Raw genomic sequence first — 13,559 nt, forward strand, 5'->3', positions numbered from 1 at the left:
AGACAAAGATTACCCTTCCAAGTTTGCAGGCTGATACCTGATGACGAAACTGTGCAACGGCGTTCGGTAAACCCGGGTCAAAAAAACGGCCTCCAGGGTCGAGCCACTTGTTGGGAACCGAGCGCGCATATCCCATCATGGCCTTGCCGCCAAAAGCGGCTGACTCGCGAGAGGCCGGATACATTTACGCAAACTGCTTCGTCACACAGAACCCGCTTGCAAAGCCGGGGCGGACCATACATTTTTTGCGATTTCCAGCTCCATCTGCAAGCGCTTGTTCTCCGCTCGCAGCCGCGAGAGCTCCATTTGCTCCGCCGTAACGACTTTCGCCCCCGGACCATTGAGCTTGCCGGCCTCCGAGGCCTTCAGCCAGTTGCGCAGGGTCTGCGTCGACATACCCAATTCCCGGGATACGGCGCTCAGGCCTTGCCCGTCCTTGACTCGTTGCACGGCGGCTTCCTTGAACTCTGCCGTGTACACCTGGTGCGGTACCTTGAACATCTCTACTTTCCTTCCTTTGGGTCGAGTTTATACGCGACCTGCTGGAAGGCGAAATTTCAGGGGAAGCTCAGATAGTCTGACGGCCGAATATTGAGCGTTACCAAGGACACGAACAGAGCTTCAAGCGCCGCAGCATCGAGTATTGGGGGCAACTATGGGGGCCACTATTCGGCGAGAAGAACACAATTGATTGATGGCAAAGGATCCGGCCGGTCGATTCGGGTCGGCCTCAGACCAGGAAGTTGAACGTGCCTCCCCCGGGGCCGTTCTGGAAGAAGCGCTGTCGGTCGGTTGACCGGCAGCGCTTTTTTGTTGATGCCGGGCTGTATCTGCGCGATACGCGGGATCTCTCGGGCGCACGGAAATTCGGGGCGCGAATCGCGTAATATCGTAATCACTGTTCATGCACGACACGCGCTTTTTGCCGAGGACGGTATAGATGAAGAACATCGTACACACGTCGATTTCCGTTCTGACGCTGACGCTGATGCTGGCTGGACCGGCATTTGCCGCCACGCCCGCCGACAATGTCGCATGGAGCGCCAAACCCGTGCAGACCGACGCATCGTCGCCGGAGTGCTCGGCCTACTCGGGCCGACTGATCTCGAGCGGCGTGTCGCTGTCGGGCGAAACCGTCCTGAAATCGGTCGGCACGGCGCTGCTCGGCTCCGCATTGGGTTTCGCCGGCGGGTATCAGGGTGCAGTTCCCAACCCGTGCCGGCACGCCGGCCTGTGAGTTGCCCGAGGCAAACCGCGCATATCGTTACCGCATTTGATGAAAAGCGCCGCACGTCGACCGACCGCGGCGCTTTGTCGTTTTGAGCGGACCTAATCCCAGAAACTTCGCACCGCGACCGCGACGATCACCGGCACCGAGAACACCAGCGGAATCGCGAAATACTGCGCTTCGCGATCGACGATCCAGCTATAGATCAACCACGCCACGCCGATCGCGAATGTGACGAGGCCGACCAGTACGGCGGCGATATTCAGAACCAGCTTCGACGGCTGGCGGCGCGCTTTGTCGTTGGTGTCGGGTTCGCGCGGAGATGATTTCATCTGAAGAAGGGCCTGGCAGGTGTAAAAGCACAGGAGACCCCATCCGCACCGATCGCGCAAGGGCCGGCGCATGCCGGCCCCGTAGCGTGGGCACAGCGTTACAACCCGAACGACACGGCCAGTTCGTCGAGCCGCTCGCGCTGGAACGCGACGAACCGTTCACCCGGCTGCTGAGCGATCGCGAGGTCGAGCATCGGATCCGCGACAGCGGTGCGCATGCCGGCCAGCTCCTCGACGATCGCGAGGCCGCAGAACGGCACGTACGCCTCCGAATAGCCGCCTTCATGGACGATCACGAGCCGCCCGCCGCAGTGGCGCTGTGCGGCCTCCTTCACCGCGCGCGTCATGAACCGGTAGCTGTCGGTATGCAGTTGCATGCGCGCGAGCGGATCGACCGCGCTCGCATCGAGGCCGCTCGCGACGACGATCAGTTCCGGCCGGAACCGCTCCAACGCTGGCAGCACGATCCGCTCGAAGGCATAGCGATACGCATCGTCGCCGCTGCCTGCGAGCAACGGCACGTTCAGGTTCGCACCGACGCCCGCGCCTTCGCCGCGATCGCCGCCGCCGCTGTAGCCGGGCGGAAAGCAGCGGTCCTGATGCAGCGAGATCGTCAGCGTGTCCGGATCGTCGTAGTAGATCGACTGCGTGCCGTTGCCGTGATGCACGTCCCAGTCGATCACCGCGACGCGGCCGATGCCGTGCTTCGCGCGCGCGCCCTCGATCGCGATCGGGATGTTCGCGAGCAGGCAGAAGCCCATCGGGCGATCGCGCAGGCAGTGATGGCCGGGCGGCCGCGACAGCGAGAACGCGTTGGCCGCATGCTCGGCGACGACGGCGTCGACCGCCGCGATCGCGAGCCCCGCGGATAGCGCCGCGATCTCGTAGCTGCCCTTGCCGAAGGGCGCGAGGTCGCCGAGGTCGCCGCCGTGCGCATCGCTGAGCGCACGAAACGCGTCGAGGTAGCTTGCCGGATGGATGCGCAGCAGGTCGCCGGTGGTGGCCGGTGCGGCGTAGCGCATGTCGAGGTGGGCGGCAAGGCCCGACGCCTGCACGAGCGACAGGAAGCGGCGCTTCGAGTCGGGCGATTCCGCATAGCCGGCGCTCGACGGCGGCTGGACCCAGCCACCGACCGGGAAGAACAGCGCGTGCGTGCCGCCGGTGTGCCAGAAAGTGCGTTCGTCGGTGAAGAAGGCAGTGCGATTCATGGATGAGCTTGACCTGTCACGGTTGGGAGGAAACGGAAGTCGTCGCAGCGCGTGCGCGGCGATCGATATGGCGCAGCGCGGCGAACGACGCGATCGCGACGGCGGTTGCGGCCGCGAACAGCGCGCGCATCGTGCCGCCGGCATCGAGCAGCAGCCCGGCGAGCAGCGGGCCAGCCGCGAGGCCCGCCCCGATCACGAAATTGAGCGTCGCGACGAGGCGCCCGGATGTGTCGATCTGCGCGACGGTCGCGAGAATGAACGGCAGCACGAAGGTCCACGCGAACTTGAACGCGAAGATCGCGGCGCTGTAGCCGCTCGCATGCGGCAGCGCGGCGAGTGCGACGAGCGACGCCGCGAGCAGCGCGTAACCGGCAGCCAGCATCGCGCGCCGCGCAAGCCGGCCGCCCGCGCACGATGCGAGCGCCGCGCCGGCTATCCCCATCACGCTCGCGATCGCGAGCACGTTGCCGGTCGACTGCGGATCGAGTCCGGCTTGCGCCGCCGCGCGGCTCGCGAACGTCCATACGCTGCCGATCGCGAGATAGAACGTCAGCACCGCGCCGATCGCGAGCGCGACGAAGCGTCGCGATGCATCTGTCGCGGTGCCGCGTACTTCTTGTGCCGACGCGGTGCGCACTCCGAGCATCGATGGAAAGCCGCGTGATAGCGGTGCCGCGAGCAGCGCGAGCACGGCCAGCGCGGCGTACAGCGCGCGCAGCCCGAACGCGGCGAACACGTGAGGCAGCACGAACAGGCCGATCGCGCCCGCGATCAATTGGCCGACCACCCACAGCCCGTACACGCGGTCGCTGTTCTCGCTCGTGGCGGCGCTGGTCATGCAGAGCACCATCAGCGAGCCGCCGCCGAGCGCGGTGACGGCGCGCAGCGCGAGCAGCGTGACGAAGCCGGGCATCCACAGCGCGGTCAGCAGGTTGCCCGCACCGAATAGCGCGATCGCGCAGGCGGCGACGCGGCGCGCATCGACGCGGCCGAGCCACAGGTACGACGGCACGGTCGCGAGGCTGAACGCGCCGAGCTCGACGAAGAAGTAGGTGCCGATCTGCGACGCGGACAGCCCGAGCTGCGTCACCAGCTGTCCGGCGACGGCCGGCGCGACGAGCAGCAGCAGCGGCGTGATGGCCGCGAACACGACGAGCGCGACGAGCGTCGAGCGCGCGAAAGTCGACGCGCGGCCGTCGGACGGCAGCGCGGCATCGGAGCAAAGGGTTTTCATGAAGGGATCTCGCTGGACGGAATCAGAACAGGTGGTACATGCCGACCATCGCGCCGAACTGCGATGCACCGGCGAGCGGCGTCGGGTCGTATTCGTAGACGGTCTGCGCGCTCTGGCCGCTGTTGCGCGCATAACCGAGGTTCACGTAGGCGACGGTGCGTTTCGACAGCGCGTAGGTGGTGCTCGCGATGAACAGCGTCGGGTGGCCGATCGCCGGCGTGCGTGAATCGGTGTGGTAGACGCCCGCGTTCAGCCCGATTCCGCCCGGCGTCAGGTAACGCGCGCCGCCCCAGACGATCGTGCGTGCCGCATCGAGGTCGCCGGTCAGGCGTTCGACGCCCGCGTAGACGGTGAGCGGCAGCGTCGCGAATGCATAACGTGCGGCGAGCGTGCCGAGTTCGCGGCGGCGCGCGGACGCGTCGTCCGCTGCGGATGCGTCGCCGTGCGCCTGATGCAGTACCGCGCTGACCGACAATCCGTTGCTCGTGTACTGGCCGCCGAGTTCGAGCACGCGCCCGGCGCGTGTATTGCCCGCGACGCCGGCTGTCGCCGCGAGCGCCTCGACATCGAAGCCGGCGAACGTCGGCGACTGGTACTTGATCGAGTGGTCGATGAAGTTCGCCGTCATTGGCACGATCACGCCCTGGCCGCTGTATGACGCGTACCACAGCGGGTCGTAGAACAGCGTCTTGTCGAACAGCACGCTGAATTGCCGCCCGAGCGTGACGGTGCCGATCGGGCCCGCGACACCCACGTACGCGCCGCGGAAGAATGCATAGCCGGGGACGGTCGCGGTGCCGTCGTTGAGGTTGAGGCCCTGTTCGAGCTTGAACAGCGCGCGCCAGCCGCCGCCGAGATCCTCGTTGCCCTTCAGTCCGACCTGCGACGGCAGGATCCCGTAGTTCTGCAACTGCACGGCCGCGTGCCGTCCGTCGGCATGCGTGAGGTACTGCACGCCGGCGTCGAGCGCGCCGTACAGCGTGAGGGTCGATTGCGCGTGCGCGGCGAGGCTGCAAGCGGCGAGCGCCGCGGCGGCCGTGGCCGTGCGGATGAAGCGAGGTGTCATCACGTGGGGTTCTCCATACCGTCCTGCATCGTGTGTCGTTGGTGTTGTCGCGACGCAGTGTCCGCAGCAGGAAAGCCGGCGAACAGTCGTGCAGATGAACGGTATGGAAAACCCGCGGTGCACGGCATGGACATGGTGCGACGCCGCCGCACGGCGTGCTGCGCAGCAGCAACGCGGGGCGTACCGTCCAAATGGATGGGGTTGTCGCGCGTTCCCGCGGCGGGGCCCGCCAAAAATGCCGGTCGCTATAATCGGCCGGTCTGCGTTGCGCGCATCAGCAGCCCGATCGGGCAGGGGAGCGGAAGGTGAGGATCACGACGGATATCGGGCCGGATCTCGACGCGCTGCGCGACGTACCGGCCGCGATCGTGCTCGACGAATCCGCATGGCCGCCGCTGCCGTCCCGACGCGCCGATTTCGACGGTGTGACGCGCGGCGACGCGGCGCAGCGAGAACTCGGCCTGATGCTGCTCGACCTGTACGCGGTCGCCGCGCAGTCGGGCATCGGCGAATTCGAGTGCCGCTTCTTTTCGCTGCTGCAGGCGCTGATCCCGTTCGATGCCGCATGGACCGGCGTCGCGACGCACGTGCCGACCGGCCCCGTGATGCACAACAGTTTCCTGTACCGTCTTCCGCATGCGTTCTTCAGCGACTGGAAACGCGTGCGCGATTGCGATCCGTTCGCGCAGCGCACGCTGCCCGGCGCATATGGTCGCGCGGTGCGTCTGTCGATCGTCGAGCCGGGGGGCGACGTGCGGTTTCGCGACTGGTGCGTGAAGTACGGGCTGGCGCAACTGATGTGCGTGTGTACGCTCGATCGCCGCTTCGGGCTGACGACCTTCATGTCGATCTACCGCCAGGGCCTGAACCGTCCGTTCAACGATGACGACGCGAGCCGCTTCGAGGAAGTGATCCCGCATCTGGCGGCCGCGCTGACGATCAATCGCACGGCCCAGCTCACGCGCGAGCGCGGCGATGCGGTTGCGCCGGCGGCACGCGCGCTGTGCGACAACTTCGGCGTGCTGCATCACGCCGATCATGGTTTCGACGACGTGCTGCGGACCGAATGGCCGGCGTGGACGGGCTCGCGCGTACCGGAGCCGCTGGTCGCGCATGTGCGGCGCCAGTCGGGCCAGCCCTTCGTCGGCGATGCGTTGCGCATCCAGTGCGTGCCCGTCGCGGGGCTGTTCCAGATCGAGGCGCGGCCGCGTTCGCTGCTTGACCGGCTCAGCCCGCGCGAACTGGCTGCGATCCGCTATTACGGTGCGGGGCGCTCGCACAAGGAGGTCGCGCAGCAGATGGCGATTTCACCGACGACCGTGCGTCACTACCTGCGCTGCGCGTACCGCAAGCTCGGCATGCACGACAAGAGCCAGATCGCCGGCGTGCTCGGCGCGACGGGCGGTCCGGTTGACGACGAGCCCGTGGAGGCGGGCGCCGTGCCGCGCTGAATCGCTCAGGCGAACACCTGCCGCGGGCACACGCGAGAATGGTTGTATCCGCAACCATTGGGCGTTATGCTCGTCAGCTCCCAGCAGACGGATTTCCATCATGAACGACACGAATTCAGGGTCGGTGCGCGCGGCGGTGGTCGGTGTCGGCGCGATCGGCGGATTGCTCGCGGCAGCGCTGTCGCGGGCCGGCATGACGGTGAGCGCATACGCGCGCGGTGCGACGCTCGATGCGCTGAACGCGCACGGCGTGCGCGTGGTCGACGAGGCGGGCGCCGTGTCGTCGGTCCCGGTGCGCGCGAGTGATGACGCGGCCGCGCTCGGCGTGCAGGACTACGTGGTGATCGCGCTGAAGGCGCAGGCGCTGCCGGCGCTGGCCGCGCGCATCGCGCCGCTGGTCGGGCCTGGCACGGTGATCGTCGCCGCGATGAACGGGCTGCCGTGGTGGTTCACGCACGGGCTCGCAGGCCCGATCGACGGCGTGCCGCTCGATGCGGTCGATCCGGCCGGTGCCGTCTCGGCGGCGCTGCCGCCCGCGCAGGCGATCGGTTGCGTCGTGCATCTGTCGTCGAGCACCGATGCGCCGGGTATCGTGCGCCGCGGCCGCGGCAATCGCCTGATCATCGGCTCGACCGATCCGCGGCTCGACGCGCCTGCCGCGCGGTTCGCGGCGGCGCTCGCCTCGGGCGGCTTCGATGTCGAATCGACGCCGGTGATCCGCACCGAGATCTGGGCGAAGCTGTGGGGCAACATGAACATGAATCCGTTGAGTGCGCTCACGGGTTCGACCGCCGAGCAACTGCTCGACGATCCGTTCACGCAGGATCTCGCGTTGCGAATGATGGAGGAGGCGGCCGCGATCGGTGCGAAGCTTGGTCTCGATACGGGGATGAGCGGGCCGGAACGGATTGCCGTGACGCGCAAGCTCGGCGCGTTCAAGACGTCGATGCTGCAGGATTTCGAGGCTGGGCGACCGCTCGAAATCGGGCCGATCCTCGGCGTGTTTCCGGAGCTGGGTCGCAAGCTCGACGTGCCGACGCCGTATTGCGACGCGGTGCTTGGGCTGCTGCGTCAGCGCGCGGTGAACAGCGGGCTATAGCGAAAAGGGATCGCTGCGGGGATGGCCTGGCGTGATGAAGAACGACGAGCAGTCGTTCGGTACGTGGCCGGCAGGGGAGGCCGGGCCGACGCCCATGTGCTTGCGCGACTCGGGCGACCTGCAGATTCGTCTGGATAAACGGGCGGGCGCCGGATCGCTCGTGACGCGTCTGCGCGGCCCGCGCGGCAATTCCGGTGCGTGTACCGCGCATGTGCAACGCGCGTGCGGCACGGATTGCGCCCGCTGCGCGATTCACTCGTCGCGTTCGACCGCGTGCGCGACCACCTTGTCGAGCAGCCGCTCGAACGCCTGGCGCTCGCTGTCGGACAGGCATGCGAGCAAGCCTTCGTTCCACTTGCGCACGATCGGCATGATCTTGCGATGCAGCGCGCGGCCGTCGGTGGTCAGCGCGATCAGCACGATCCGGCCGTCCTCCTCGCTCGCGCTGCGCTCGAGCAGCCCCTGGCGCAGCAGCGCTTCTGCCGCGCGGCTCGCCTGGCTTTTGTCGAGATTGGTGTGGCGCGCGAGATCCATGATCGAAAACGGACCGAACGCGCCGACGGCGGCGATCACGCGCGCCTCGGGCAGCGAGATGTCCAGCTTGTACCGGTACACCTCGGCGATCCCGCGGTCGGATCGCTTCGTGAGCGCATGGAGGCGATAGGTCAGAAACTGATCGAGCCCGGCTTGACGGCCTTTCATGTCGAATCCTGAAGAAAAAGGGCGGGCCCGATTGTTCCTGTATCGCGCGCTCGGGTCAACGGTCAGTGTGCGCCGTACTTCAGCCGTGTCAACTGTTCCGCTTCGTTCACGAGCAGATTCGCCGCGTCGCGGATCGCGACGTCGAGCGTGATCGGCCCCGGCGCCGGCGAGAAGCAGCCAGAGAAGTGTTCGGACAGGCGCGGCAGCGCGGCCGGGTCGACCGCACCCGACAGCAGCGACGCGGGCACGCCCGCGGTCCGCGCGTGACGGCAGGCGATGAACGGCGCCTTGCCGTGCAGCGTCTGCACGTCGGAGCGGCCTTCGCCGGTGATCAGCCAGTCGGCGCCGGCGAGCGCCGCATCGAGCCCGACCTGCCGTGCGACGACTTCCGCGCCGGCTTCGAACTGCGCGCCCAGCATGTGCAGCGCAAAACCGAGGCCGCCCGCGGCGCCGGCGCCCGGCAAGTCGCGGGCACGACCAGCGGAAGTCCCCGTGGGACGCCGGTCGAGCGCGGCCTCGAGCAGGTCGGCGAAGCGGCCGAGCGCAGCGTCGAGGGTCTCGACCTGCTCAGGCGTCACGCCCTTTTGCGGGCCGAACACCGCGGTCGCGCCGTGCGCGCCGGTCAGCGGGTTGTCGACGTCGGACATGCCGACGAATTCCGCTTCCTTCAGGCGCGGATCGAGCCCCGATGCGTCGATCCGCGCGATGTCGGCGAGCCGGGACGGGACGGGTTCGACTGCCTGGCCGGCCGCGTCGAAGCACTGCAGGCCGAGGCCCGCGAGCAGCCCTGCACCCGCGTCGTTCGTGCTGCTGCCGCCGAGTGCGACGAAGAAGCGGCGCACGCCTTCGTCGAGCAGCGTGCGGATCGCTTCGCCCATCCCGCGCGTGCTGCGCGCGTCGACCGGTACGCTCATGCCGACCGCATCGGTGATCCCGACGATCTCGGCCGTCTCGACGATCGCCGTGCGCGCGTCGATCACGCCGACTGCCGCATCGCGTGCCGCGAGCGACGCGCCGGCCACCCGCAGCGCACGCCGCGTGCCGCCGCCTGCCAGCATCGCGTCGAGCGTGCCTTCGCCGCCGTCGGCCATCGGGCAGCAGCGCACGACCGCGTCGGGCCGGGCGCGGCGGATGCCGGTGGCGATCGCGTCCGCGACCTGCTCGGCGGAAAGCGAGCCTTTGAACGAATCGGGCGCGATGACGACGACAGGCGCGGACGGGTGTTGCGGCATGGTGTCTCCGGAAGGTGTAATTGATGTGAGGAATGGGGGCGTGACGGCGACGCACCCTCAATCGGAGCTTACAGGATGGTGGGCCGGCGGTGGATACGGCGTTCGGCATAGCGGCGATCTGCGAACATCGCCGTGCACGGACAGCGGGTATGCACGTACGTCGTGCCGATCTAGCGGTGCGAGGAAAATTGTTTGCTAGAATAGTCGATTCTTCCGGCCAAAGCCGTGCTCCGAGCCGCTTGCGCTAGCCATCCGGCGCGTGCAGGGATGGCGTGGCGCTCCGGCGCGGCGTGTGTGTGACGCACCTCACGCTGCAGGCAGGCACGGCAAGGAAAACCCGATTCGCTCGAATAATTTTAGGACGATTGAAGCCATGGCTAACGTTGTTGAGAACCTCGGCAAGCTTGAACGCCGCGTGACGATTTCCCTGCCGAAGGACACCGTGCAGAAGGAAATCGACGCCCGTATCCAGAAACTCGCGAAGAACGTTCGCATGCCGGGTTTCCGCCCGGGCAAGGTGCCGCTGAAGATGGTTGCCCAGCAGTACTCGGGTCAGGTCGAAGCGGAAGTGCTGAGCGACAAGATCGGCCAGGAATTCTTCACGATCAGCCGCGCGGAAAACCTGCGCGTCGCCGGCCAGCCGAGCTTCGAGCCGAAGCAGGAACAGGCTGAAGATGCGTACGCGTTCGACGCGACGTTCGAGGTCTACCCGGAAGTGAAGATCGGCGATCTGGCGACGGCTGAAGTCGAGCGCTCGACGACGTCGATCGGCGACGCCGAAATCGACCGCACGCTGGACATCCTGCGCAAGCAGCGCGTGCACTTCCACGCTCGCGGCGAAGCCGGCGAGCACGGCGACGGCGGCGCAGACACCGCAGCGAAGAACGGCGACCGCGTGACGGTCGACTTCGTCGGCAAGATCGACGACGTCGCGTTCCAGGGCGGCACGGCCGAAGACTTCCCGTTCGTGCTCGGCGAAGGCCGCATGCTGCCGGAATTCGAAACGGCGGCGCTCGGCCTGAAGGCTGGCGAACAGCGCACGTTCGACCTGAAGTTCCCGGACGACTACCACGGCAAGGACGTGGCGGGCAAGACGGCGCAATTCACGGTCACGATGAAGAAGATCGAATGGCCGCACCTGCCGGAAATCGACGGCGAATTCGCGAAGTCGCTCGGCATCGAAGACGGCGACCTGACGAAGATGCGCGGCGAGATCAAGGAAAACCTCGAGCGTGAAGCGAAGCGCCGCACGCAGTCGATCGTCAAGAACCAGGTGATGGACGCGCTGCTGAAGATTTCCGAACTCGACGTGCCGAAGGCGCTGATCGAGCAGGACCAGCAACGCCTCGTCGAAATGGCTCGCCAGGATCTGGCGCAGCGCGGCGTGCCGAACGCGAAGGACGCACCGATCCCGGCCGAGATGTTCGCCGAGCAGGCAGAGCGTCGCGTGAAGCTGGGCCTCGTGCTGGCCGAGCTCGTGAAGTCGAACAGCCTGGAAGCGAAGCCGGAACAGATCCGCGCGGAAGTCGACGAGTTCGCGAAGAGCTACGAAGACCCGAAGGAAGTGGTCCGCTGGTATTATTCGAACCAGCAGCGCCTCGCCGAGATGGAAGCGTTCGTCGTTGAAAGCAACGTCGTCGACTTCGTGCTGGGCAAGGCAAAGGTGACGGACAAGGAAGTGAGCTTCGAAGCACTCGCGAGCGCATCGGCGCAAGCGTAAGCGTCGCTCTAGCGGCGTGCCGGCTGTCGGAGCGACGGCCTGCACGCCGTTTTTACGTCAAGCGCACGGTTGCCATTAATATGGCGATTGAGCGGGCGGCTTCCTTCCGTTCAATTTTCCATTCGAACAAGGTTCATTGAATGATCACTCGCGCTGAATTGCTGGACATGCTTGCTTCGAACGCGCCGCAAGGTTTCGAGGCGCAAGCGCTGGGGCTGGTGCCGATCGTCGTCGAAACGAGCGGCCGCGGCGAGCGTTCGTACGATATTTATTCGCGTCTCCTGAAGGAGCGCCTGGTGTTCATGGTCGGCGAAGTGAACGACCAGACCGCCAACCTCGTGGTCGCGCAGTTGCTGTTCCTCGAGAGCGAGAATCCCGACAAGGACATCAGCCTCTACATCAACAGCCCGGGCGGTTCGGTGTCGGCCGGCATGGCGATCTACGACACGATGCAGTTCATCAAGCCGGACGTATCGACCCTCTGCATGGGCCTCGCGGCCAGCATGGGCGCGTTCCTGCTCGCATCGGGCGCGAAGGGCAAGCGTTTCGCGCTGCCGAACTCGCGCGTGATGATTCACCAGCCGCTCGGCGGCGCACGCGGCCAGGCATCCGACATCGAGATCCAGGCGCGCGAAATCCTCTACCTGAAGGAACGGCTGAACAACCTGCTCGCGCAGCACACGAGCCAGGACGTCGAGCGCATCGCGCGCGACACCGACCGTGATAACTTCATGTCGAGCGAGGACGCGAAGGCGTACGGGCTGATCGACCAGGTGCTGCTGAAGCGCCCGTGAGCTTAAGTGGGGTGCCGCCCCGATTCGCGCGGCGCCCCTGCTACGTCCCGAGTGCCTTGAGCATCTGCGGCAAGCGCATCCAGCCGACTCCGGTCGCGCCCTAGGCGCGGCGTTCGGAGCATTCGGCGTATCATGTCATCTACCTGTCCGGAGGCTCTACATTCATGGCGGACAAAAAAGGTTCGAACAGCGAGAAGCTGTTGTATTGCTCGTTCTGCGGGAAGAGCCAGCATGAGGTCAAGAAACTCATCGCGGGCCCGTCGGTATTCATCTGCGATGAGTGCATCGACCTCTGCAACGAGATCATTCGCGACGAGGCGGCTGCCGCCGGCGTCGAGGCCAGCCTGTCCCGGTCGGATCTGCCGAGCCCGCAGGAAATTCGCGACATCCTCGATCAGTACGTGATCGGCCAGGAGCGTGCGAAGAAGATCCTCGCGGTGGCCGTGTACAACCACTACAAGCGCCTGAAGCATCTCGACAAGAAGGACGACGTCGAGCTGTCGAAGAGCAACATCCTGCTGATCGGCCCGACGGGCTCCGGCAAGACGCTGCTCGCGCAGACGCTTGCGCGGTTGCTGAACGTGCCGTTCGTGATCGCCGATGCGACGACGCTGACCGAAGCCGGCTACGTCGGCGAGGACGTCGAGAACATCATCCAGAAGCTGTTGCAGAACTGCAACTACGAGGTCGACAAGGCCCAGCGCGGGATCGTCTATATCGATGAAATCGACAAGATCAGCCGCAAGTCGGACAACCCGTCAATCACGCGCGACGTGTCGGGCGAGGGTGTCCAGCAAGCGCTGCTGAAGCTCGTCGAAGGCACGATGGCGTCGGTGCCGCCGCAGGGCGGCCGCAAGCACCCGAACCAGGATTTCATCCAGGTCGACACGACCAACATCCTGTTCATCTGCGGCGGCGCGTTCGACGGTCTCGAGAAGGTGATCACCGATCGCACCGAAAAGACGGGTATCGGCTTCGGCGCGACGGTCAAGAGCAAGCAGGAGCGCGACGCGGGCGAAGTGCTGCGCGAGACGGAACCGGAAGACCTGATCAAATTCGGACTGATCCCCGAATTGATCGGTCGCCTGCCGGTGGTCGCGACGCTCGGCAAGCTCGATGAAGCCGCGCTGATGAAGATCCTCGTCGAGCCGAAGAACGCGCTCGTCAAGCAATATCACAAGCTGTTCGCGATGGAGCGCGTCGAGCTGGAAATCCGGCCGGGCGCGTTGCAGGCAGTCGCCCGCAAGGCGATCCGCCGCAAGACCGGCGCGCGCGGTTTGCGTTCGATCATCGAACAGGCATTGCTCGACGTAATGTACGAACTGCCGGCGATGAAAGGGGTCAGCAAGGTCATCATCGACGAGAACGTCATCGATGGCGACGGCAAGCCCCTGCTGATCTATGAGGACACGCCGAAGGTGGCGGGTTCGAACTGACCGGCTTGCCGACGATGTTCTGCGAAAAAGGCCGTTCATGAGACCGTGGGCGGCTTT

At 66.2% G+C, this 13,559-nt stretch carries 12 protein-coding genes and 1 pseudogene; 6 read left to right on the forward strand and 7 right to left on the reverse strand.

The window, feature by feature from the left end:
• Positions 1–243: 243 nt before the first annotated feature.
• Positions 244–501: pseudogene (locus tag DIE15_RS10495) on the reverse strand (transposase); the annotation flags it as partial.
• A gap of 439 nt (positions 502–940) precedes the next feature.
• Here DIE15_RS10495 and DIE15_RS10500 point away from each other — a divergent pair.
• The gene (locus DIE15_RS10500; RefSeq protein WP_124833155.1) at positions 941–1,237 is read left to right on the forward strand and encodes a hypothetical protein; all 297 of its coding nucleotides are present in this window, start codon (positions 941–943) and stop codon (positions 1,235–1,237) included.
• Between the two features lie 92 nt (positions 1,238–1,329).
• On the opposite strand, the gene DIE15_RS10505 is transcribed toward DIE15_RS10500, so the two are convergent.
• From DIE15_RS10505 to DIE15_RS10520, 4 genes are all read right to left on the reverse strand, one after another.
• Complete coding sequence (locus DIE15_RS10505; RefSeq protein WP_057925349.1) at positions 1,330–1,560, reverse strand: hypothetical protein; 231 nt, start codon at positions 1,558–1,560, stop codon at positions 1,330–1,332.
• Positions 1,561–1,658: 98 nt separating this feature from the next.
• Positions 1,659–2,768, reverse strand: a complete 1,110-nt coding sequence (locus tag DIE15_RS10510; RefSeq protein WP_124833156.1) for a class II histone deacetylase — start codon at positions 2,766–2,768, stop codon at positions 1,659–1,661.
• A gap of 16 nt (positions 2,769–2,784) precedes the next feature.
• Positions 2,785–4,002, reverse strand: a complete 1,218-nt coding sequence (locus DIE15_RS10515) for an MFS transporter (RefSeq protein WP_124833157.1) — start codon at positions 4,000–4,002, stop codon at positions 2,785–2,787.
• Between the two features lie 22 nt (positions 4,003–4,024).
• Positions 4,025–5,071 (reverse strand): porin, encoded by a 1,047-nt coding sequence (locus tag DIE15_RS10520; RefSeq protein ID WP_124833158.1) that lies wholly within the window; start codon positions 5,069–5,071, stop codon positions 4,025–4,027.
• Between the two features lie 302 nt (positions 5,072–5,373).
• Between DIE15_RS10520 and DIE15_RS10525 the strand changes: the two genes are divergently transcribed.
• Both DIE15_RS10525 and DIE15_RS10530 read left to right on the forward strand, forming a co-directional pair.
• Positions 5,374–6,519, forward strand: coding sequence for a helix-turn-helix transcriptional regulator (locus DIE15_RS10525; protein ID WP_124833159.1), 1,146 nt, complete (start codon positions 5,374–5,376; stop codon positions 6,517–6,519).
• 100 nt (positions 6,520–6,619) lie between these two features.
• The gene (locus tag DIE15_RS10530; protein ID WP_057925344.1) at positions 6,620–7,618 is read left to right on the forward strand and encodes a 2-dehydropantoate 2-reductase; all 999 of its coding nucleotides are present in this window, start codon (positions 6,620–6,622) and stop codon (positions 7,616–7,618) included.
• 252 nt (positions 7,619–7,870) lie between these two features.
• On the opposite strand, the gene DIE15_RS10535 is transcribed toward DIE15_RS10530, so the two are convergent.
• Together DIE15_RS10535 and DIE15_RS10540 are read right to left on the reverse strand one after the other, a co-directional pair.
• Positions 7,871–8,320 (reverse strand): MarR family winged helix-turn-helix transcriptional regulator, encoded by a 450-nt coding sequence (locus tag DIE15_RS10535; RefSeq protein ID WP_057925343.1) that lies wholly within the window; start codon positions 8,318–8,320, stop codon positions 7,871–7,873.
• 62 nt (positions 8,321–8,382) lie between these two features.
• Positions 8,383–9,552: a glycerate kinase gene (locus DIE15_RS10540; RefSeq protein ID WP_124833160.1), complete on the reverse strand. Its 1,170-nt coding sequence runs from the start codon at positions 9,550–9,552 to the stop codon at positions 8,383–8,385.
• Between the two features lie 373 nt (positions 9,553–9,925).
• Between DIE15_RS10540 and tig the strand changes: the two genes are divergently transcribed.
• The 3 genes from tig to clpX all read left to right on the forward strand — a co-directional run bounded on the left by tig (position 9,926) and on the right by clpX (position 13,502).
• Positions 9,926–11,272, forward strand: a complete 1,347-nt coding sequence (tig, locus tag DIE15_RS10545; protein WP_057925341.1) for a trigger factor — start codon at positions 9,926–9,928, stop codon at positions 11,270–11,272.
• Positions 11,273–11,412: 140 nt separating this feature from the next.
• The gene (gene clpP, locus DIE15_RS10550; protein WP_124833161.1) at positions 11,413–12,066 is read left to right on the forward strand and encodes an ATP-dependent Clp endopeptidase proteolytic subunit ClpP; all 654 of its coding nucleotides are present in this window, start codon (positions 11,413–11,415) and stop codon (positions 12,064–12,066) included.
• Between the two features lie 164 nt (positions 12,067–12,230).
• Entirely contained in the window at positions 12,231–13,502 is a 1,272-nt protein-coding gene (gene clpX, locus DIE15_RS10555) for an ATP-dependent Clp protease ATP-binding subunit ClpX (RefSeq protein ID WP_006754177.1), read from the forward strand.
• The last annotated feature ends 57 nt before the right edge of the window (positions 13,503–13,559 follow it).

Origin of the sequence: Burkholderia sp. Bp9031, assembly GCF_003857965.1 — a bacterium.
Classification (GTDB): domain Bacteria; phylum Pseudomonadota; class Gammaproteobacteria; order Burkholderiales; family Burkholderiaceae; genus Burkholderia; species Burkholderia ambifaria_A.